The following is a 19668-nucleotide window of genomic DNA, read 5'->3' as shown; positions in this document are numbered from 1 at the left end:
CGGAGGCGGGATTACTCGGCCAGGCCGTCCCAGGGGCGGCGGTCGGGGGCGACGGACCGGCCCTCGGGGCAGTGGCGGCGGAAGTCGCACCAGGAGCAGATCGGGCCGGGATTGGGCGGGAACAGCGCGTCGATCTCGTCCGGCACCGCCGCGGGCCCGACGAACGGCCGCTCACCCGGAGCGCCGCCCGCAGCACCACCCGAAGCACCACCCACAGCCGCGCCCGGAGCACCACCCGAAGTGCCACCCGCAGCCGCGCCCGGAGTGCGGCCCGAAGCCGCGGCCGGGGCACTGCCTGAAGAGCCGCCGCCTCGGGAGCCATCGCCTCGTGAAGCGGTGCGGCCGGGGGCGCGGGCCGGTGCGGGCATGACGGCGCGGTAGCGTTCGTCGGCGGCCGAGGCCTCCGTCGCGAGCTCCTCCGCCCGCCGCAGATGGCGCTCCAGCGACTCCTCCGTGTGCCGCCACTCGAGGATCTCGCCGGTCGGCAGGTGGTGGAGCTCGACCGTACGGCACGGCGTGCGCATCATCGTGGAGGCGGCCACCGCGTACACGGCCAGGGCGAGCGACGAGCGGGCGTCGTCCTGCGTGAGCGGGCGGCGGCCGGTCTTGTAGTCGACCACGACGAGCTCGTCCCCGCGCCGGTCGAGGCGGTCGATGCGGCCGGACAAGGCCATGACCTTGGTGCGGGTGGCGACCGTGCGCTCGACGCCCACCGGATCATCGGTGGGGTCTAAAGTCGCGACATATCCGGAGACGAGGTCGCGGGCGCGGCCCAGCCAGTGGGCCGACTGCTCGGCGTCCCTGAACCCCTCGGTGATCCAGCCGTTCGTGAGGAGAATGGCGGCCGTCAGCGGGCTCCGGCGCTCGTACGGCTCCCGCCACCACCCGGCCAGCGCGTTGTGCACGCTCGCCCCGACGCTGTTGTGCGCCCAGGCGGGGCCCTTGGACGGCTGCGGCCGGTCGAGGTAGCTGAACCGGTAGCGGCGGCGGCAGTCGAGCCAGGCGTTCAACCGCGACGGCGTGCACGAATAGAGCCGCCGCGGCATCCCCTCCAGCGGGAGCTGCCCCTGCACCGCGCTCATGGCCTCACCCCGCACGGCCGGCTCGCCCGTCCGGATGCCACCGGCTCCCGCCGGCCCGCTCGCACGGATGCCGGTTCGCGCCGGTCCGCTCGCACGGATGCCGCCGCCGGTTCCCGTCGGTCTGGTCGCACGGATGCCGCCACCTTCCCCCATCGCCTGGTCGCCGCGCTCCCGCCGCTCCTCCTCCGGGACGAGGGCGCTCCCTCACCTGCTCACCGCGGCTCCGCTCCACAGAAGGAGCCCGGCTCGACCGCCTGCTCCGCAGAGGGTCGCTGAGAAGCCCGTCGCCTACCGGTCGTCCGGGTCGAGCTTGATCCCGGAGATGCCGGTGCCGTCGGTGAGCGGCCCCTGGTCGTCGTCGGAGTCGGAGTCGGACCGGGTCAGCGAGCCCGACACCCAGCCGTCGAAGTGCGGCTCCAGGTCGCCGACCGTGACCTCGTCACCGTGGGCGGCCAGCACCCTGGTGTCGGCGGGCAGCGTGAACAGCCGCCCGCCGATCGAGGTGAGCTGGTCGGGCAGGGCGGGGTATTCGCCGCCCAGCTTGCCGGGCCCGTCGGCCTGGAGGGCCTTGCCGGTGAACACGGCCCCGAGCGCCTCGCAGTAGAGCGACACGCCGCCGGGCGTGACGCCGGGCGTCTCCAGGACATCGAGTTGCACGTCGGCGACGCCGAAGATGCCGTCGTCCTCCATGTCGATGTCGGGCCAGGTCTCGCGCCAGGTCTCCCGCCACAGTGGCTTGTCCTTGGGATGCAGGGCGACCACGGCCTCGTCTCTGCTGGCCACCTCGATGGCGGCTCCGACGTGGTCGGGCAGGCCCGCCGTGCAGATGACGGCGAGCACCTCGCGCTCGCCGACCTGCTCAAGGATCTTCTCGGCGTCACGCGCCGCGTCGACGACGATCACTTCGTCGTCGTCACCGACGATCCAGGTGTTGTTCTCGACCTTGTGCTCGGTGCCGTCGATCTCGACGACGCCCTCGGTCACCACTCGCTCGATACGCGCTGTCACGCCTCCGAACTCTAGCCCGTCTGCATGACAGAGCGAATCGAGCGCCACGAAGTGGAGGCGGCCTCAGTCCTCGAGTCTCGGGGAGAAGGCGCCGTACGGGACGTCCAGGTCGTGATCTCGCACGTCCAGCAGCGACAGCTCGGACAGCGCGATCATGCAGCCGGCGTCGGCGGGCCAGGCGATCGTCCACAGCCAGTTGCCCAGCGCCTCGCCCGCGTAGACCGCCCGGTCGGCGGCGCCGCCCACGCACCACAGGGCGGTGGGGTGCCCGAGCACGTGGATCTTGGCGTTCGGCGGCCCGGAGTCGAAGCCCTCGCCGGGGTCGGGGCCGTCGAGCCCCGCGAACGCGGCGCCGATGCCGATGCCCGGCTCCTCGGCGATGACGAGCAGGTCGGCGGGGCCCTCCATGAGCGACGGCCCCGTCAGCGCGACGAGGCTGGCGCGGGCGCCGGTGCGCTGGTCGCCCACCTCGCCGAACCCGGTCACCAGCCACCCGGCGGGCAGCGGCCATGGCAGCCACACGGGCACCACGGCGCTCTTGCGGATGGCTTCCAGCGCCGTACTGGTCGGTGGCCACGGCGGCTGGTAGGGCAGGACGTCGCCGTGCGTGTCACATCGAAACGCGCTCGACCACGCACTCGGCCCGTGAAGCGGGCCAAAACACCGTGGGCACGTCGGAGCCGCTCTCACAACTACCCACGGTGCTTTCTCCGGTACCGGCCCGTCAAGGGCGCTTCCCGTTATCACGTCGTAATCTTGGTCATGTGCGCGTAAATTGTGTCGGCGCGATAATTTTCGACGCCTCTGACCAGCTTCTCCTGATCAAGCGCGGACACCCGCCCGGCATGGGCACGTGGTCCGTCCCCGGCGGGCGGCTGGAGCCCGGCGAGACGGACGCCGAAGGGCTCAGGCGCGAGGTCCTGGAGGAGACCGGGCTGCGCGTGGAGGTGGGCCGGCTCGCCGGGGTGGTGGAGCGCCCGGGCCCCGGCGGCGTCACGTACGTGATCCGCGACTACCTCGCCCGCGTGGCGGCAGGCGTGCCCGTCGCGGGCGACGACGCCGCCGACGTGCGCTGGTGCGCCATGGACGAGCTGGTACGGCTGCCGCTCGCCGACGGGCTGCTCGACGCGCTGGCCGGCTGGGACGTGCTCCCGACCGGCCCGCCCGTCCCCTAGCGGTTCGCGGTGAGGCTGGAGGTCCACAGGATCAGGTGGTCGGCGTAGTACGTCGTGGACCGGCCGAGCGCCACGACCTCCGAGCCCGACACCGCCACGGCGGACAGCCACTGCGACCCCTGCCCGGCCAGCCGGTCCCTGGTCAGCTCCATGCGGTTCCACGAGAGCCCGTCCTGCGAGGTCCAGGCCGTGCTGTCACCCTCGCCCGGCGCGCCGTGCCAGCCCACCGCCACCAGGCCCTCCCGCGCCGCCGCCAGGTCGTACACCGCCGCCGCCTGCTCCGCGGGCAGCCAGGACGTCTGCCAGGTCTCGCCGTCGTCGTCCGAGACGGCCGCGAAGGCGCGGCGCGCGCCTCCCGTCACGGCCGTGCCGATGGCCACCAGCTTGGCCTGATAAATCGTGACCCGTCGGAGTCCTGCGGACGTGGCGTCCGGCGGGGCCACCCGCTTGCGGGAGCTCCAGTTCACGCCGTCCGGGGAGTGCCAGACCACGCTGCTCTCGTGGTCGCCGCCGCCCGAGCCGCCCACCGCCACGTACCCGTCCCCGCTCGCCACGGCGTCGTACACGCGCACCCCCGAGCCGCCCTGCGGCAGCTTCTTCGACCGGGTGAACTTGCGCAAGTCAGGGGTGAACCACATGGCGGCGCGGGTGGTGCCCGCCTGATCCCTGGTCTCCCCCGCCAGCACGTAGCCGTCCGTCCCCGCCGTCACGACGTGGGTCTCCAGGTACGGGACGTCCGCGGCGCGGGCCAGGTCGCCGGTGACGTTGACCTTCTTCCAGCTCTCGCCGTCGCCGGAGGTGACGAGGAGCGGGTCGGTGGCGGCCACGTTGGTCTCGGTGGCGCCGACGGCCAGCCAGCCGCGCGCGCCGCGCGCCACGTCCTCCAGCCGCTGCCTGCCGGGCCCGCCGAGGCTCATGGACTTCCAGCTCCGCCAGTCCCTGATCGTCCACAGGCCCGCGTCGCCGGAGGCCGAGCCGACGGCGACGTACCGGCCGTCGAAGGCGGCCAGCGCGTTGGTCTCGCGCGCGATCCTGGTCAGCCCGTCGATCTCGCCGAGCTTGACGCGGGTGGCTGCCCCGCGCGGGGGCGCGGCCATGAGCACGAGCTGGTTGTCGACGTCGGACGTCGCCTGGTCGCCCCCGGCGAACAGGGTGCCGGCGTCGGAGATGGCGAACCCGCGCAGCGTCGCGCCGGTCAGGTCGCCGAGATCGGCCCGCTCGGCCCACCGGCGACCGTCGGCGCTGGTCAGCACGGAGTAGCGGCCGAGCCCCGCCTGCGCGATCGCCGCGACGCCGGACCGGTAGGAGATCAGCGACTCGACGCCGACGCTCTCGCCGCTCAGGCCGCCGATGGAGCCGCACAGCGACCACCGCGCCCCCGTCGGCGAGCAGTAGACGCGTACGTCGCCCGCGATCGTGCGCTGCCGCGTCGGCACCAGCACGAACCGCTTGGGCGCCACGGCCAGCGTCCCCGTCCGGGGCACGGCCTCGGGGAGCTGGAAGCCGGTCGCCCGCCAGGTGCGCCCGCCGTCGGCCGACCGGAGCACCCGCGATCCCTCGCCGACCGCGGGGTCTCCGATGGCCACGACCGTGTCGCCCTGGGCGACGACCGCCCTGATCTCGCCGACTTCCAGCCCCCTCGTCTCGGCCCGCTCCCAGGACCGGCCGTCGGCGGAGCGCCAGGCCGCGGGGCCCGTCCCGCCGTCGTCTCCCGTCGTACGGCCCACCGCCACGAACCCCGACGCCGTCCTCGCGATGTCGTGGATCTGGTCGCCGTCCCTGAAAGCGGCCGGCCTCGCGGGCTCCACAGCAGTCCAGCTGAACCCGTCGTCGCTGGTCCACAGGGTGCGTTCGGACACGCCGTCCCCGCCCACGGCCAGCCAGTGCCCGTCACCGCCGACGACCCGCTGGACCGTGGGGGTGGAGGTGCCGCGGACCTGGCCGAGCTGCCAGTTCTTGCCGCCGTCCGGCGAGAACAGGAACAGCGGTCGCGGCGTCGGGCTCGTCGTGTCGCTGCCGACCGCCACCACCGCGCGGCCCGAGGCGGCCATGTCGTTCAGCTTCTGGTCGGCGCCCTCACCCGCCGCCGGGACCGTGAACAGCTCGTCTCCCGACCGACCCGTGCCGGCCGCCAGGCGGAGGCCGGGGGGCTCGTCGTCGGTCCACTGCCAGACGAGTACGCCCGCCGCAACCAGGACCGCCACGGCCACGGTCAGGACGACGGGCATGGCCCTGCTGCGGCGGCGCACCGGGCTGGACCTGCGGATGGCGGCGGGAGCCGGGCCTCTGTGGTGCCGGCCGCTCGACCCCTGGGGGCGCGGCGGGCCGGTGGCGACCAGGAGGTCCGGCCTGGTGGGGCGACCGGCCGGCGGCCGCCCCACCCGCCGCACCTCGGGCTCGTCCTCCCGCTCCGGTTCGGCCTCCTGCCCGGGGGCCGGCCGGCGCGGCTCCACCGGATAGACCAGCCGGTACGGGGGCTCCCTGCGCGGCGGCGCGGACTCCGGGGTTGCCGCGTCGTCCTCCTGGACGGCCCCGTGGGACGGCGGCCCGCCCTGGGCGGAGCCCCCGGCCGGCGACGGCGTCTCGTCCCGGGACGGCACCGCGTCCGGGGACTGCGCCGCATCCGGGAACTGGGCCGTATCCGGGGACGTCGGAGCGCCGGAGGATCGCGAGGCCTCGGAGAACGGCCGGGTCTCGGCAGACGGCCGGGTGTCCGAGGACGGCCAGGGGTCGGACGATGGCCGGAGGTCGGACGACGGCGGAGGGTCGGACGACGGCGGGGCTTGCGGGTGCCGTCCTTCGGGGCGGGCGGTGGGGGCCGGCCCGCCCGCCACCAGCTTGTCGGGCCGGTTGACGAGGCGGCGCGGGCGGCGGCGCGGCTCCACCTCGGGCTCGGCCGTCGGCGAGCTGTACGGCATGCGGCCCCGGGGCGGTTCCTGCGGCTCGTCCTCCGGCACGGGCGCGGCGAACGGCGGCATGCCCCAGGGCGAGGTCAGCGGCAAACCCCTGGCCCGGTCGTCGGTGGGCCCGGGCGGCGAATGGCTGATCCGCGGCTCTTCCGGGGGCCGCGGATCCGGCGCGTCCTCCGGACGCGGGTCGTCGTCAGCCGGCGGTCGCCAAGGCGGTTCGCTGGGGCCGGAGGCCACGCGCCGTACCTCCCGTTGGTCGGACGTGTCGTACGGGTGGAGCGGCACGCTGGTCCGTTCCACAGCATCCAGACCAGCATGACTCAGCCGGAATAGCGAGACCTCTCTAGCGAGATTCCCGGCACCCCACGCCCGCTTTATCCGGAAATAGTGTGAAGTGACTGCTTTTTAGCTAGATACAACACACCAAACCCGTACACCCCGAGCTGCACCACCGTCCCCGACAGCGCCTCCCACGGAACCGTCACCGCCCCCTGGTTCAGCGCCTCGTTGAGGTTCCCCGCGGCGGCGCTCACCCCGAAGGCCACCATGTTGTTCAGCACGTGCAGCGCGATCCCGGCCTCGAGTCCCCCGGTCCGCACGGTCAGGAACCCCATGACGACCCCGAACCCGAACACGTCCACCAGCCCGGCCCACGAATAGCCGTGCAGTGACATGAACAGCGCCGACCCCAGCAGGATGGACCAGGCCGGATTGCGCACATGGGCGCCGACCGCCTGCACGAACCACCCGCGGAAGACGTACTCCTCGGCCGCCGCCTGGAACGGCACGAGCACCACCAGCACGACGAGCGCGGGCAGGAACACCGGCCACCCGGCCCAGCCGAACATGTCGGTGCTCTGGCCCGACAGCGTCAGCGCGACGGCCTGCGTGACCTGCCCCAGCACCATCGCCACGAGGGCCACCCCGAGGCAGCTCAGCAGCCACGGCCAGCGCAGCCGCCCGGCCACGGACGAGAGCGTCCCGGGACGCCTGCGCTGGACGAGCGCGGCCGTGCCCTGCACGAGGAAGAGCACGGGCGCGATCGACAACAGCACCACGACCAGCGAGAACACCGGATCCCCGAACAGCTGGCCCTCGGCGTTCAGCGGCGTGGGGATGCCGAGCAGCATCGCGGCCACCACGCCGCCCGCGATCACCACCCAGCCGATCAGGAAGAAGCCCACGGCGATGAGGAGCGTGCCCACGATGGCCCGCCACGGCTGCGCGGCGGTGGTCCTGGCGAGGTGGTCGTAGCGCGCCCCGCGAGGCGCCGGCAGGAACCAGGACGGCGGTCGATACGGGTAGACCGGCGGCTGGATGCCGTAGCCGTGGGAAGGCTGGTGTCCTGGGTTCTGCTGCATCCATCCATTCTGTCGATCGGATGCGCAATAGTTCACAGACGGTCCTCGCGATTCGGCGGATGCTCGAAGCCGTACGGCATTTCGACCCTGGGAGCCGACCATGTCAAGACCGGGACCTGTCATCACCCTCGCGGCGGGAGCGGTGCTCGCCGTGGGGCTGGGCGTCGCCAGCGCCATCGCGGCGCAGGCGCCCGTGACCGAGGCCGCCGCGCGAGCCCCGTCCACCGCGGAAACCACCGCACCACCCACCGCGGAGGCCACCGCGGAGGCCACCGCACCGGCCGCCGGGGAGTCCGCCGCGCCGCCGGCCACCGGGCAGACGAGCCCGGCGCCCTCCGCCCAAGAGACCGCCGCGCCCGAGCCCGTGCGGACGGCGCCGAGGAAGGCGGACTACGGAGGCCGCGTCAAGGGCAACGGCGGCCTCATCGCGATCTCGATCAGGGACGGCCAGGCCATCGGCTACTTCTGCGACGGCCGCGCCGAGGCGTGGTTCAAGGGCACCGAGTCGGGCGGGGAGCTGCGGCTGACCAGTCGTGGCGGCGGCAGGGTCACGGCCGAGCTGGCCGGCGGCCGGGCCAGGGGCTCGGTCGCGATCGGGGGCGGGAAGTGGCGCTTCGTCGCGCCCACGGTGGTCAAGCCGTCCGGCCTCTACCGCGCCACCGCGATGGTCAGGGGTGCCAGGCTCAGGGCGGGCTGGATCGTGCTGAAGAACCCGAACGGCGGCTACACGCAGGTCGGCGCCGCGTTCGAGGGCGAGACGCAGGTGCCGGTCCCCCGGTTGCAGGACGGGCGGCCCACCGCGCCCGTGACGGTCGGCGGCGCCACCCTCCAGCCCGAGGACGTGGACGGCTTCATCGAGGAGCTCCGATGACCGCCGTCCCGCGGCGATCCCGCGGCCTGACCCCGCTCCTCGTGCCGCTGCTGGCCGGCGGCCTGGTGGTGCTCGCGCTCGGCGTCTACGGGCGGGCGCACACGCCCACCGGCTTCGCCGTCGGCGTGGCCGGGTTCTCCGCCGCGCTGCCGATGAAGGCGTGGCTGACGACGGGGGCGCTGGTGCTGGCGTTCGTGCAGCTGGTGTCGGCCCTGTCGATGTGGGGCAGGCTCGGGATCACCATCCCGCCCGCCGTGCACCGCTGGTCGGGGCGGCTGGCGTTCCTGCTCACCATCCCGGTCGCCTTCCACTGCCTCTACGCCCTCGGCCTGCAGTACGACGTGCCGCGCGTGCTCGCGCACTCGCTCCTCGGCTGCTTCTTCTACGGCCTGTTCACCGCGAAGCTGCTGGCGCTGCCCAGGCGGGACGCGCCGGGCTGGACGCTGCCGGTGCTCGGCGGGCTGGCGTTCACGGCGCTCGTCGGGATCTGGCTGACGTCGTCGTTCTGGTTCTTCACCGCCATCGGGCTCAAGGTGTGAGGCCCGACGTACCGCCTTATGGGGTGAAGCCCGGCGTACCGCGTCACGGGGTGAAGCTCTTCGTGCGGCTCAGGCCGGCGGCCCGCCCCTTGGCGGCCACCACCAGCGCCATCTTGCGCGAGGCCTCGTCGATCATCTCGTCGCCCAGCATGACCGCGCCGCGCCGCTCCACCGAGGTGTAGTACTCGTAGGCCTCCAGGATGAGCTCGGCGTGGTCATAGTCCTCCTGCGAGGGCGAGAACACCTCGTTGGCCGCGTCGACCTGGGAGGGATGGAGCACCCACTTGCCGTCGAACCCGAGCGCCGCCGACCGCCTGGCGGCCCGCCTGAAGCCGTCGAGGTCCTTGATCTGCAGGTAGGGGCCGTCGATGACCTGGAGGTCGTGCGTCCTGGCGGCCATGAGCAGGCGCATGAGGATGTAGTGGTAGGCGTCGCCCTCGACGTAGCCGGGCGGCTGCTCGCCGACGACGAGCGTGCGCATGTTGATCGAGGCCATGAGGTCCGCCGGGCCGAACACCAGCGTCTCCAGCCGCTCCGACGACCCGGCGATGGCGTCGGCGTTGACCAGGCCCCGGGCGTTCTCGATCTGCGCCTCGATGCCGATGCGGCCCACGGTGTGCCCCATCGTCTTCTCGATCTGGGTGAGCAGCGTGTCGAGCCAGACCACCTGCGTCGGGTCCTGCACCTTGGGCAGCATCACGCAGTCGAGGAACTCCCCCGCCCCCTCGACGACCTCGATCACGTCCCGGTACGTCCACTGCGTCGTGAGGTCGTTGACCCTGACCACCCGCGTCTTGCCGGTCCAGCCGCCCTCGCGCAGGGCCGCCACGACGTTCGCCCGCGCCTGCTCCTTGGCCAGCGGCGCGACGGAGTCCTCCAGATCGAGGAAGACCTCGTCGACGGGCAGTGTCCGGGCCTTGGCGAGGAAGCGCGGATTGCTGCCTGGCACGGCCAGCACGGAACGTCGTGAGCGCATGCGCACACGCTACAGTCGAGCCATGACGGACGGCATCGCGGCCATCGAGGAGGGCGCCAGGAAGTCCGGCATCCTCTGGCTCACGCTCGACCGCCCCCGCCTGGCCTGGCACGCCTGGCACGACGGCGCCATCTACGTGGTGACCGGCGGCGAGGAGCAGGAGCTGCCCGGGCTCGACGCGCTCGACCGGGTCCACGTCACGCTGCGCAGCAAGGACAACGGGGCCCGGCTCGTGGAGTTCGAGGCGGCGGTCACGGCGGTCGACCCGGCCGAGGCGGCCGACGCCGTGGCGGTGCTGGCCAAGGAGCGGCTCAACGCCCGCGACAGCGAGCACCTCACCGAGCGGTGGGCCCGCGACTCGACGATCCTGCGCCTGACCCCCGACACCTCCACGGCCGGCGTCACCCCTGGCGCCTGACGCCGCGCGGCTCGCGCCCCGCCGCCACGAGGCTCACGCCTGGTCCGCCGCCTGCTGACCGCCGACCACGATCGGCGCGCCGGTCTCCACGGCGGGCTCCGGCCGGGCGCTCGCGGTCGCGGTCTGGGCGAGCAGCGCGCCGCCGAGCACGAGCAGGCCGCCCACCACCTGGAAGACGCCCAGCGTCTCGCCGACCAGCGCCCAGGCCACCACCGCGCCGCCGATCACCTCCAGGGACGCGACCGTGGCCCCCACCGCGGCCGAGAGCCGCCGCACGGCGTTCACCCCCAGGATGTACGCCGTCACGGTGGCCACCACCACCATCCACAGGTACGCCCCCAGCACCGGCAGCTCCAGGCCGCCTCCCGGGGCGGCGGTGGCCGTGAACGCCTCCCACGGGATGTCCCAGGGCCGCGCGAACGGGATCAGCACCACGGCCGCCCCCGCCATCCCCCAGGCGATGAGCCCGAGCGGGTCCACATCGTCGCCGAAGCTATCGTTCATCAGGAAATATCCGGCGCAGCACGCCCCGGCCAGCAGCCCGAGCAGCAGGCCCAGCGCGTCCAGCCGCATGCCCTGCCAGGCCTCGACCACGATCGCGAGGCCCACGACCGCGACGACGGCCCCGATGTAGGCGGCCGGAGCGAGGCGCAGCTTCCGTACGAGCCGGACCCAGGCCACCACCATCACCGGCGCCATGAACTCCAGCAGCAACGCGATCCCCACCGGCAGCCGGGTGATCGCCACGAAATACAGCGACTGCACCCCCGCCACCGCCATCACCGCATAAAGCCCCAGGAACGGCAGCCGCGACCGGGGGATCCGCAGGGCCCGCGGGCGCACCACGGCCAGCACGGCGAGCAGCAGCAGCCCGGCGCCCGCCATCCGCGTCCAGACGGCCTCGATCGGGGCCAGCCCGGCGGCGTTGAGATACTTGGCCATCGGGCCGGAGAACGCGAAACACCACGCCGACACGAACGCGAGCCCCAGCCCGGCATACCTCATCGCCCACCACCCGGCCAGTAATTACCGTTAAGCATGTTGGATACTGACATGTGAGGCGTCCCGGGCGCAACGGACCAGCACTGTTAGCCTGGCCACGTGCAGATCTTCGTGGCCCGGCTGTCCGGGACCGCGGTCTTCGACCCGGCGGGCGACCAGATCGGCCGGGTCAGGGACGTCGTGGTCGGCCTGCGCATCGGCCGCCGGCCCACCGTCCACGGCATGGTGGTGGAGGTGCAGCCGCGCCGGCGCGTGTTCCTGCCCATCACCCGGATACGCCGCATCGAGGCGGGGTCGGTGGTCTTCACCGGGCGGCTCAACATGCGCAGGTTCGAGCAGCGCGCCACCGAGACGCTGGTGATCGGCGAGATGCTCGACCTGACCGTGCGGTGCGAGGGCCAGCCCATGACCGTCTACGACGTGGCCATGGAGGACGTCAAGCCGTCCACCTGGGAGATCACCAAGGTCGCCCTCCACCGGCGCAGGAGGCGCGAGACCCGGATCGTCTCCTGGGAGGAGGTGTCGGGGTTCGACACGCTGCAGAAGGACCAGGGGGCGGCCGGGCTGATCGCCGCGTTCGAGTCGCTGCGGGCCGCCGACATGGCCAGCGCGCTGCACGAACTGCCCAGCAAGCGGCGCGTCGAGATCGCCCGCGCCCTGAACGACGTCAGGCTGGCCGACGTGCTGGAAGAGCTGCCGCCCGACGACCAGATCGGCATCCTGGGCACGCTGGAGCCCGAGCGGGCCGCCGACGTGCTGGAGGAGATGGGACCCGACGACGCCGCCGACCTGCTGCACGACCTGCCGGAGGAGCAGGCGTCCAGGCTGCTGGCCCTCATGGAGCCCGGAGAGGCGGCCCCGGTTCGGCGCCTGCTCACCTACCCCGAGTCCAGCGCCGGCGGCGTGATGACCAGCGAGCCGGTGATCCTGCCGCCCACCTCGACGGTCGCCGAGGCGCTGGCCCACATCAGGCAGCAGGACCTCACGCCCGCCGTGGCCGCCCAGGTCTACGTGACCCGGCCGCCGACGGAGACGCCGACGGGCACGTACCTCGGCGTCTCCCATTTCCAGCGGCTGCTGCGCGAGCCGCCCTCCACCATGCTCGGCGGCGTGCTCGACCCGTCGATCGACCCGATCAGGCCCGACTTCACGCTGCGCGAGGTCACCTACTACCTGGCCAACTACAACCTCGTCGCCGCGCCGGTCGTCGACGAGCTGGGCCGGCTGGTGGGGGCCGTGACGGTCGACGACGTGCTCGACCACATGCTCCCCGAGGACTGGCGCGAGAGAGCCGACGACCGCGAGGAATGGCGCGAGAGGGCCGACGACCGTGACGAGTGAACGACTGGACCAGCCACGCGCCCTGCGCCGCTCGCTGCGACCGCACTACGACCCGGAGGCGTTCGGCCGCCTCTCGGAGCAGATCGCCCGCTTCCTCGGCACCGGGCGCTTCCTGGTCTACATGACCGTCTTCGTGGTGGTCTGGGCCGCCTGGAACATCGCCGTGCCGTCGAGCCTCGCCTTCGACCCGTACCCGTACATCTTCCTGACGCTGATGCTGTCGCTGCAGGCCAGCTACGCCGCGCCGCTGATCCTGCTCGCGCAGAACCGCCAGGACGACCGCGACCGCGTCCAGTACCAGCAGGACCGCGAGGCCGCCGAGCGCACCCAGGCCGAGATCGAGTACCTGACCCGGGAGATCGCCGGGCTGCGGCTGGCGCTGAACGAGGTGGCCACCCGCGACTACCTGCGCGCGGAGCTCGGACGGCTGGCGGAGGAGCTCAGGGAGCGGCGCTGACGCCGGGCGGCCCCCGCGACGCCCAGCAGGTCGCGGACACCAGGCGGGCAGGGCACGCAGTAGCCTTAAGACGTTGTTGCACAGACATCTAACAGCACGGATTATCTCAGCGAGGCCGCCTGTTCATACCATGGAGGGGCATCCTCGCCGGTTGTCCTGCGCCTGTCACACATAGACCGACAAAGGAGGGACGGCACTCCCTCGTGCCGAGACACCGATGGCACCAACCCAGGAACAGGTGACGGCCGCCCTCGCCACCGTCATCGACCCCGAGATCCGCCGGCCCATCACGGACCTCGGCATGGTCAAGAGCGTCGACATCGCCGCCGACGGCGCGGTCAGCGTGGGAATCTACCTCACCGTGTCGGGGTGTCCGCTGAAGGACACCATCCGCCGCGACGTCACGAACGCCGTCTCCGGGCTCGAAGGCGTGACAGGCGTCCAGATCGAGCTCGACGTCATGAGCACCGAGCAGCGCAAGGCCCTCCAGACCAAGCTGCGCGGCGACCGCGGGCCCGAGAAGGAGATCCCGTTCAACCAGCCCGGCTCGCTGACCCGCGTCTTCGCGGTGGCGAGCGGCAAGGGCGGGGTCGGCAAGTCGTCCGTGACGGTCAACCTCGCCGCCGCGATGGCCTCCAGCGGCCTGAAGGTCGGCATCGTCGACGCCGACATCTACGGCCACAGCGTCCCGCGCATGCTGGGCGCCTCCGAGCGGCCCACCAAGGTCGAAGACATGATCATGCCGCCGGTGGCCCACGACATCAAGGTCATCTCGGTCGGCATGTTCAAGCCGCCGGGCAACACGCCGGTGGTCTGGCGCGGGCCGATGCTCGACCGGGCGCTCCACCAGTTCCTGGCCGACGTCTACTGGGGCGACCTCGACGTCCTCCTCCTCGACCTGCCCCCGGGCACGGGCGACATCGCCATCTCGGTGGCGCAGCGCCTCCCGACGGCCGAGATCCTGGTCGTGACGACGCCGCAGATGGCCGCCGCCGAGGTGGCCGAGCGGGCCGGCTCGATCGCCGCGCAGACCCACCAGCAGATCGCCGGCGTCATCGAGAACATGGCCTGGCTGCCGTGCCCGCACTGCGACGAGCGCATCGCGGTGTTCGGCGAGGGCGGCGGCCAGACGGTCGCCGACGCCCTGACCCGCACGCTGGGCTCGCGCGTCCCGCTGCTGGGCCAGGTCCCGATCGACCTGCGACTGCGGGAGGGCGGCGACGAGGGCAAGCCCCTGGTCCTGACCGAGCCCGACTCCCCGGCCGCCGCCGAGCTCCGCAAGATCGCCTCCACCCTGAGCAAGCGCTCCACCACGCTCAAGGGGCTCCACCTCAACCTCTCGCCCCGGTAGTTTCCTTTACGGCTGCGCACGGTGGGCGCCACCCGCCGACATGGGTGACCGACCCTCCAGGGTGACGCTCACCAGCCTCACCGGCGCGCCGCCGTAACGGCGCAACCTTGACCGGCTGGGTGGCCCGGCAGGGTGTGACACTCACCGACCTCCCTGGCGGGCTGCCGTAACGGCGCATGCTTGACCGGTGCGCCCCTCCGGGAGAGGGCGCCGGGGGGCCTCAGAGGGCTGCGTGAGCGCTTGACGGCTGGGGGTGGACCCGTTACAGGGGCCTTCGGTCAGCCGGCGCTACGAGGCGTTTGAGGCCTCGTGTGCGTTCGCCGTCGCTGCGAGCGCGTAGTCCCAGAGGCGGTCCGCGGCGGACGGGTCCATCGACCAGGCCGCCACGCCCGTGGTCGCGTCGGGGCCGCCCTGCACCAGCTCGGCCTCCTGGTTGGCGGAGGAGAAGAACCGGCCCGTCACGCCGTCCAGCAGCGGGGACGCGGCCAGCAGCACCGAGGTGGCCGCGCCCTGCTCCGGGGACTTGTAGTAGTCCGGGGTCAGCAGGTTGCCCTCATCGTCCATCGCGCCGAATGCCCGCATGGTGGCCTCGTCGAGGTGTCGCTGAAGGTTGGTGTGGATGTAGCCGGGTTCGAGTGCGTTCGCGGTGATGCCGTCGGCGGCCCAGCGGCCGGCGATCCCGACCGCGAGCAGCACGTCAGCCGTCTTCGACTGCGCATACGCGTCCCACGGGTCATACGGACGGCGCTCGAAGTGCGGGTCGTCGAAGTCGAACGGCGCGCGCAGCTGGGCGCCGGAGCTCACCATGACCACCCTGGCGTCGCCGGCCTGCCGCAGGTTCTCGTGCAGGCCGGTGATCAGCGCGAAATGGCCGAGGAAGTTCGTCGCCAGCTGCAGCTCCCAGCCGTTGGCGGCCACCTGGCGCGTGGGCAGCGCCATGATCCCGGCGTTCGCCACGATCGCGTGAACCGGCCCGGACCAGCCGGCCACGAACGCGCGGACCGAGCCGAGGTCGCTCAGGTCCAGAGCTCGCCGGCCGTCGCCGGGGTTGCGGGTCGCCACGGTGACCTCGGCCCCCGCGCCCCGCAGGGCCCGGACGGTCTCCGCTCCGATCCCGGAGGCGCCGCCGGTGACGATGATCCGCCGCCCGGAGAGGTCCACGCCGGTGAGGATCTCGGCGGCCGTGGTCTTGGCGCTGAACGGGGTGCTGATGCGTGTCATAGCCACAACGGTAGGGACCGTGGTTTGGACGCGGAATGGTTCAGGGTCCACCATAGTTGCGTGGACGTCCAGCAAGCCGATCCCCTCGAAGAGGTGCTCGCCCTCGTCGGCACGACCGGCCACCTGTCCATCGGGCTGGTGGCGGGCGGCGAGTGGGCGATGTCGTTCGAGCCGCCGCCGGCGGTCAAGTTCAACGCGGTGCGCCGCGGCCGCTGCCTGCTCACCGTCGAAGGCGTGCCGGGGCCGATCGAGCTGGCCGAGGGCGACTGCTTCCTGCTCACCCAGCCGCGCGCCTTCACGCTGGCCAGCGGTCCGGGGGTGCGGCCGGTCCCGGCCGGCCCGGTCTTCCTCGCGGCCACCGACGGGGTCGCGCGGGTGGGCGCCGACGAGGACGTGGCCCTCATCGGCGGCCGGTTCGACTTCGGCGAGCGGGCCAAGGAGCTGCTGCTCGACGTGCTGCCGCCGGTGATCCACGTGCCCGGCCGCACCGCCGAGGCCGCGACCGTGCGCTGGGCGCTCGACCAGATCGACGCCGAGCTGCGCGACCGGCCGCTCGCCTCGACCCTGGTCGCCGAGCACCTCGCCCTGGTCATGCTGATCCACCTGCTGCGGCTGCATCTGGCCGGTGCCGGGACGGGCGAGGCGTCCGGCTGGCTCGCCGGGCTCGCCGACCCGGTCGTGGCCCCCGCGCTGCGGGCCATGCACGGCCGTCCGGCCCACGCCTGGACGGTGGCCGAGCTGGCCGGGGTCGCGGCGGTGTCCCGGTCGACGCTGGCCGCCCGGTTCAAGCACGTGGTCGGGCAGGGGCCGCTCGAATACCTGACCGGCTGGCGCATGGAACTCGCCACCGACCGCCTGCGCCGCGGCGACGACACGGTGGCGGCGATCGCCCGTGAGGTGGGCTACGGCTCGGAGAGCGCGCTGAGCAGCGCGTTCAAGCGGATCACGGGGACGTCCCCGCGCGATTACCGCCGCCGGCTCCGATCAGTCGATCGGTGAGCCCCGGCCGGGCGGATCCGAGGGCGTCAGGTCGCTTCGGAGTCGTAAGGGGGGATCTCGCCGTAGCCGAGCTCGTTGACCGGCTCCGGGGTGGGCGGGGCCGTGGTGGCGGGTTCCAGCTCACCGGGCTTGCTGCCGTTCCAGTCGTTCTCGATGTCGTCGAGAAGGTGCTTGCGGACGAAGTTGCGCGGGTTGAGGTCGGCGGGGTCGAAGTTGGCGTACTCCGGGCCCAGACCGGCGCGCAGGTCGTCACGCGCGTTGTTGGCCATCCGGCGCAGGTTGCGCAGCGTCTTGCCCGCCTGCGAGGCGACCTGAGGCAGCTTGTCGGGACCGAAGACGAGCAGCGCGAGGACGACCAGCGCTCCGATCTCCATCCACCCGAGTCCGAACACCGTGAGCTCCTACCGCAGTCCAACCTCTCCGAGGACTCCCCCGGCCTATCCCACAGACTAAGGGCTCACATGGACAGCTCGGTCGCCCCCCTCGACCCAATTACCGACATTTCCCCCTAACGCCACCCCACCCCCGCCCACACGACCCACTCGATGATCTTCGCGACCACCGATGACGCGGTGAGCACGCGGACAACAGCCAAGCGTGGGTCCGTGAGTGTGCGGTCGGCGGCTGCGCGGCCCCGTGGACAGCGGGCATGCGCGAGGCGGGCACATGCGTGAGGAGCGCGTACATGACGAGCACGCATGACGGGCCGGGTGTCGACCACCCGGCCGGTCAAGCATGCGCCGTTACGGCGGCGCGCCGGGGAAGCCGGTGAGCGTCACCCTGGAGGGCCGGTCACCGAGGTCGGCGGGTGGCGCCCACCGTGCGCAGCCGTAAAACAACAAGAAGAATCAAGAAGGCGTAGGAGTGGGAGTGTCGTCGGCGGCGACGGTGAGGGTGGCGGTGTGTTCCTGGCCGGCGCGCTGGTACTTGACCGTGATCTTGGACCCGGGCGCCTTGCTGCGGATCAGGGCGATCAGCTCGTTCCCGTCCTGCAGGGCCAGCCCGTCGATCTCCAGGATCACGTCGCCCGCCTTGAGGCCGGCCTTGTCGGCGGGCCCGTTGGCGTCCACAGGCTGGCGTCCGCCGATGGCTCCCGAGGCGATGCGCACGCCCTGGCCCCGGTAGTCCCGGTCCAGAACGATGCCGATCTTGGGGCGCTTGGCCTTGCCGGTGGTGATCAGTTCCTCGGCGACGCGCCGCGTCTGGTTGACCGGGATCGCGAAGCCCAGGCCGATGCTGCCGCTCTGGTTGGCCTCCGAGCGGCCGAGGGTGGCGATGGCGGAGTTCACGCCGACGACCTCGCCCTTGCCGTTCACCAGCGGTCCGCCGGAATTGCCGGGGTTGATGGCGGCGTCGGTCTGGATGGCGCTGATGTACGCGGGCTCTTCCGAGCTGGTGCCGGTCTCGTCGCCCGCGATGACCGGGCGGTTGAGGGAGCTCACGATGCCGGTCGTCACGGTGCCCGTCAGGCCCAGCGGGGAGCCGATCGCGATGACCGGGTCGCCGACCACGACCTGGTCGGAGTTGCCGAGGGTGACCTCCGGCGTCCCGAACGTCTCCTCCGGCTTGATCACGGCCAGGTCGGAGCCGGGGTCGCGGCCCACGATGCGGGCCGAGGTGGTCTTCCGGTTGTTGAACATGATCCGGATCTCGCCGCCGTCGGCGGCCAGGGAGACGACGTGGTTGTTGGTCACCACGTAGCCGTTCTTGATCAGGAAGCCGGATCCCGACGCGCCCTCGGTGGCGGTGCCGGCCTCGATCGAGACCACGCTGGGCAGCACCCGCGCCGCCACGCCCGCCACCGAACCGGGGTCACGGGCGGTCGCGCCGGTCGGCGGGGGGCCGAGGCTGTAGGAGGGGTCGTTAGCGCCGCTCGGCCTGGTCAGCAGGTACGTGCCGACGCTGCCGAGCAGCGAGGCCACCAGCGCGATGACCACGGCCGTCGAGATGAGGAACCCGCTGCTCGGAGCGCGCCTGAAACCGGGCGTGAAGGCGTGCGCGCCCTGGGGCGGCGGTGGTGCCCAGCCGGCGCCCATGGGGAACGCCTGGCGCGGCGGTTGCGGTGGCGTCCCGCCTCCGTGGCCGGGAGGACGGAACGGGCCGGTGGGTCCGGGCGGCGGCCCGCCGAACAGCGGGGCCTCATAGGCGCGCGTCCCGTTCCCCCCGTTGTCCGGGCCGACGAACGACGGGCTCTCGAAGGCTCCGGTCCGATGAAATGACGGGTTCTCGAAGGAACCGGTCCTCCCGGGAGAAGGGCTCTCGAACGCGCCGGTCCCGCCGGGCGACGGGTTCTCGAACGCGCCGGCCCTTCCAGGTGAAGGGCTCTCGAACGCGCCGGTCCCGCCGGGCGGCGGGTTCTCGGGTGAGCCGCCACCTGAGAAGTTCGGTGCGCTCCCGCCCGGCGGTGGGGCCGCGTACGGCCCGCTTTCTCCCGGGGAAGGCGGCGCGTCAGGCCCGGTGCCGCCGGAGGACGTGGCCGCGTAGGGCCCGCTTCCGCCGGACGACGGCGGCCCGTAAGGACCATTGGTGGCGGGGGGCGGGTTGGTGAAGGAGGGGGCGCCGTACGGCGGCACACCTGAAGAGGGGCGACCCGACGGGTCACCCCACGAGGTGCCGGACGGGTCGCCCCACGAACTGCCCGATGGGGCGCCCCACGAGGTGCCGAACGAGGCGGGCGGTTCTGCGCGGCCGTCCGGTTGTCCCGGCGGCTCGCCCGCCGGTTGGGAGGGGTCGTCCGCGGGCAGGAAGTCCGGCCGCCCCTGTGGTTCGGGGTAGTCCGACGGCGTGCGTCCTTCGGTGGGGCGCGTCTCGTCGGTCATCTAAGTCTCACCACTCCTCGGCTCGGCCACCGCGATCGTCGCTCTTGCGGCATACGAGTGTCATAAAGCATTCGTCACGAATCGCTTGTGACAAATCCCGAACTCAGATCGTATGCCCCAAGTAGTGCCGAATACGCCA

18 protein-coding genes are annotated in these 19668 nt (G+C 72.7%); 8 read left to right on the top strand and 10 right to left on the bottom strand.

The features are described from left to right. Nucleotides 1-11: 11 nt before the first annotated feature. The 3 genes from FH608_RS32415 to FH608_RS32405 all read right to left on the bottom strand — a co-directional run bounded on the left by FH608_RS32415 (nt 12) and on the right by FH608_RS32405 (nt 2780). Entirely contained in the window at nt 12-1082 is a 1071-nt protein-coding gene (locus tag FH608_RS32415; protein WP_226900088.1) for a RecB family exonuclease, read from the bottom strand. Between the two features lie 288 nt (nt 1083-1370). Continuing rightward, nucleotides 1371-2090, bottom strand: coding sequence for an MBL fold metallo-hydrolase (locus tag FH608_RS32410; protein WP_139637215.1), 720 nt, complete (start codon nt 2088-2090; stop codon nt 1371-1373). Between the two features lie 63 nt (nt 2091-2153). After that, nucleotides 2154-2780 (bottom strand): DUF6758 family protein, encoded by a 627-nt coding sequence (locus tag FH608_RS32405; RefSeq protein ID WP_193318748.1) that lies wholly within the window; start codon nt 2778-2780, stop codon nt 2154-2156. 74 nt (nt 2781-2854) lie between these two features. Between FH608_RS32405 and FH608_RS32400 the strand changes: the two genes are divergently transcribed. After that, nucleotides 2855-3265, top strand: a complete 411-nt coding sequence (locus FH608_RS32400) for an NUDIX hydrolase (RefSeq protein ID WP_139637214.1) — start codon at nt 2855-2857, stop codon at nt 3263-3265. Here FH608_RS32400 and FH608_RS51760 read toward each other — a convergent pair. Next, the gene (locus FH608_RS51760) at nt 3262-6474 is read right to left on the bottom strand and encodes a WD40/YVTN/BNR-like repeat-containing protein (RefSeq protein ID WP_193318747.1); all 3213 of its coding nucleotides are present in this window, start codon (nt 6472-6474) and stop codon (nt 3262-3264) included. The genes FH608_RS32400 and FH608_RS51760 overlap by 4 nt on opposite strands. Before the next feature lie 74 nt (nt 6475-6548). Continuing rightward, entirely contained in the window at nt 6549-7535 is a 987-nt protein-coding gene (locus FH608_RS32390) for a CPBP family intramembrane glutamic endopeptidase (protein ID WP_193318746.1), read from the bottom strand. 100 nt (nt 7536-7635) lie between these two features. Between FH608_RS32390 and FH608_RS32380 the strand changes: the two genes are divergently transcribed. Together FH608_RS32380 and FH608_RS32375 are read left to right on the top strand one after the other, a co-directional pair. Next, a complete protein-coding gene (locus FH608_RS32380; RefSeq protein WP_193318745.1) occupies nt 7636-8406 on the top strand; it encodes a hypothetical protein in 771 nt (256 codons plus the stop codon). After that, nucleotides 8403-8945, top strand: coding sequence for a DUF6529 family protein (locus FH608_RS32375; protein WP_139637210.1), 543 nt, complete (start codon nt 8403-8405; stop codon nt 8943-8945). The genes FH608_RS32380 and FH608_RS32375 overlap by 4 nt, the downstream gene beginning before the upstream one ends. Before the next feature lie 43 nt (nt 8946-8988). Here FH608_RS32375 and FH608_RS32370 read toward each other — a convergent pair whose 3' ends face one another. Next, entirely contained in the window at nt 8989-9921 is a 933-nt protein-coding gene (locus FH608_RS32370) for an HpcH/HpaI aldolase/citrate lyase family protein (RefSeq protein WP_139637209.1), read from the bottom strand. A gap of 22 nt (nt 9922-9943) precedes the next feature. Between FH608_RS32370 and FH608_RS32365 the strand changes: the two genes are divergently transcribed. After that, nucleotides 9944-10339 (top strand): hypothetical protein, encoded by a 396-nt coding sequence (locus tag FH608_RS32365; RefSeq protein ID WP_226900087.1) that lies wholly within the window; start codon nt 9944-9946, stop codon nt 10337-10339. A 33-nt stretch (nt 10340-10372) separates the two neighbouring features. Here FH608_RS32365 and FH608_RS32360 read toward each other — a convergent pair whose 3' ends face one another. Further along, nucleotides 10373-11344, bottom strand: coding sequence for an EamA family transporter (locus tag FH608_RS32360; protein ID WP_139637208.1), 972 nt, complete (start codon nt 11342-11344; stop codon nt 10373-10375). Nucleotides 11345-11440: 96 nt separating this feature from the next. Between FH608_RS32360 and FH608_RS32355 the strand changes: the two genes are divergently transcribed. The 3 genes from FH608_RS32355 (at nt 11441) to FH608_RS32345 (ending at nt 14490) form a co-directional block, all read left to right on the top strand. Next, nucleotides 11441-12682 (top strand): magnesium transporter MgtE N-terminal domain-containing protein, encoded by a 1242-nt coding sequence (locus FH608_RS32355; protein WP_226900086.1) that lies wholly within the window; start codon nt 11441-11443, stop codon nt 12680-12682. Beyond that, nucleotides 12672-13139, top strand: a complete 468-nt coding sequence (locus tag FH608_RS32350) for a DUF1003 domain-containing protein (RefSeq protein WP_139637207.1) — start codon at nt 12672-12674, stop codon at nt 13137-13139. The genes FH608_RS32355 and FH608_RS32350 overlap by 11 nt, the downstream gene beginning before the upstream one ends. Nucleotides 13140-13356: 217 nt before the next feature. Beyond that, nucleotides 13357-14490: an Mrp/NBP35 family ATP-binding protein gene (locus FH608_RS32345; protein WP_139637206.1), complete on the top strand. Its 1134-nt coding sequence runs from the start codon at nt 13357-13359 to the stop codon at nt 14488-14490. Nucleotides 14491-14778: 288 nt separating this feature from the next. Here FH608_RS32345 and FH608_RS32340 read toward each other — a convergent pair whose 3' ends face one another. Beyond that, on the bottom strand, nt 14779-15711 hold the full coding sequence (locus tag FH608_RS32340) for an SDR family NAD(P)-dependent oxidoreductase (protein ID WP_139637205.1): 933 nt from the start codon (nt 15709-15711) through the stop codon (nt 14779-14781). 60 nt (nt 15712-15771) lie between these two features. On the opposite strand from FH608_RS32340, the gene FH608_RS32335 reads away from it, so the two are divergent. Next, nucleotides 15772-16710, top strand: a complete 939-nt coding sequence (locus FH608_RS32335) for an AraC family transcriptional regulator (protein ID WP_139637204.1) — start codon at nt 15772-15774, stop codon at nt 16708-16710. Nucleotides 16711-16736: 26 nt separating this feature from the next. On the opposite strand, the gene FH608_RS32330 is transcribed toward FH608_RS32335, so the two are convergent. Together FH608_RS32330 and FH608_RS32325 are read right to left on the bottom strand one after the other, a co-directional pair. After that, nucleotides 16737-17084 (bottom strand): sec-independent translocase, encoded by a 348-nt coding sequence (locus FH608_RS32330; RefSeq protein ID WP_394367714.1) that lies wholly within the window; start codon nt 17082-17084, stop codon nt 16737-16739. 474 nt (nt 17085-17558) lie between these two features. Further along, the gene (locus FH608_RS32325) at nt 17559-19529 is read right to left on the bottom strand and encodes a trypsin-like peptidase domain-containing protein (RefSeq protein WP_139637202.1); all 1971 of its coding nucleotides are present in this window, start codon (nt 19527-19529) and stop codon (nt 17559-17561) included. Between the last annotated feature and the right edge of the window lie 139 nt (nt 19530-19668).

The organism is Nonomuraea phyllanthi, from assembly GCF_006334985.2.
GTDB lineage: Bacteria > Actinomycetota > Actinomycetes > Streptosporangiales > Streptosporangiaceae > Nonomuraea > Nonomuraea phyllanthi.
Note: the sequence above shows the minus strand (reverse complement) of the source record. Positions and strands in the feature narration are given on the sequence as shown.

Excerpts from the sequence above, each read along its gene's own strand:
- FH608_RS32370 (WP_139637209.1), bottom strand. The coding sequence starts at position 9,921 with ATGCGCTCACGACGTTCCGTGCTGGCCGTGCCAGGCAGCAATCCGCGC.
- FH608_RS32345 (WP_139637206.1), top strand. The coding sequence starts at position 13,357 with ATGGCACCAACCCAGGAACAGGTGACGGCCGCCCTCGCCACCGTCATC.
- FH608_RS32360 (WP_139637208.1), bottom strand. The coding sequence starts at position 11,344 with ATGAGGTATGCCGGGCTGGGGCTCGCGTTCGTGTCGGCGTGGTGTTTC.
- FH608_RS32325 (WP_139637202.1), bottom strand. The coding sequence starts at position 19,529 with ATGACCGACGAGACGCGCCCCACCGAAGGACGCACGCCGTCGGACTAC.
- FH608_RS32390 (WP_193318746.1), bottom strand. The coding sequence starts at position 7,535 with ATGCAGCAGAACCCAGGACACCAGCCTTCCCACGGCTACGGCATCCAG.
- FH608_RS32340 (WP_139637205.1), bottom strand. The coding sequence starts at position 15,711 with ATGACACGCATCAGCACCCCGTTCAGCGCCAAGACCACGGCCGCCGAG.
- FH608_RS32375 (WP_139637210.1), top strand. The coding sequence starts at position 8,403 with ATGACCGCCGTCCCGCGGCGATCCCGCGGCCTGACCCCGCTCCTCGTG.
- FH608_RS32330 (WP_394367714.1), bottom strand. The coding sequence starts at position 17,084 with ATGGAGATCGGAGCGCTGGTCGTCCTCGCGCTGCTCGTCTTCGGTCCC.
- FH608_RS32415 (WP_226900088.1), bottom strand. The coding sequence starts at position 1,082 with ATGAGCGCGGTGCAGGGGCAGCTCCCGCTGGAGGGGATGCCGCGGCGG.
- FH608_RS32365 (WP_226900087.1), top strand. The coding sequence starts at position 9,944 with ATGACGGACGGCATCGCGGCCATCGAGGAGGGCGCCAGGAAGTCCGGC.
- FH608_RS32380 (WP_193318745.1), top strand. The coding sequence starts at position 7,636 with ATGTCAAGACCGGGACCTGTCATCACCCTCGCGGCGGGAGCGGTGCTC.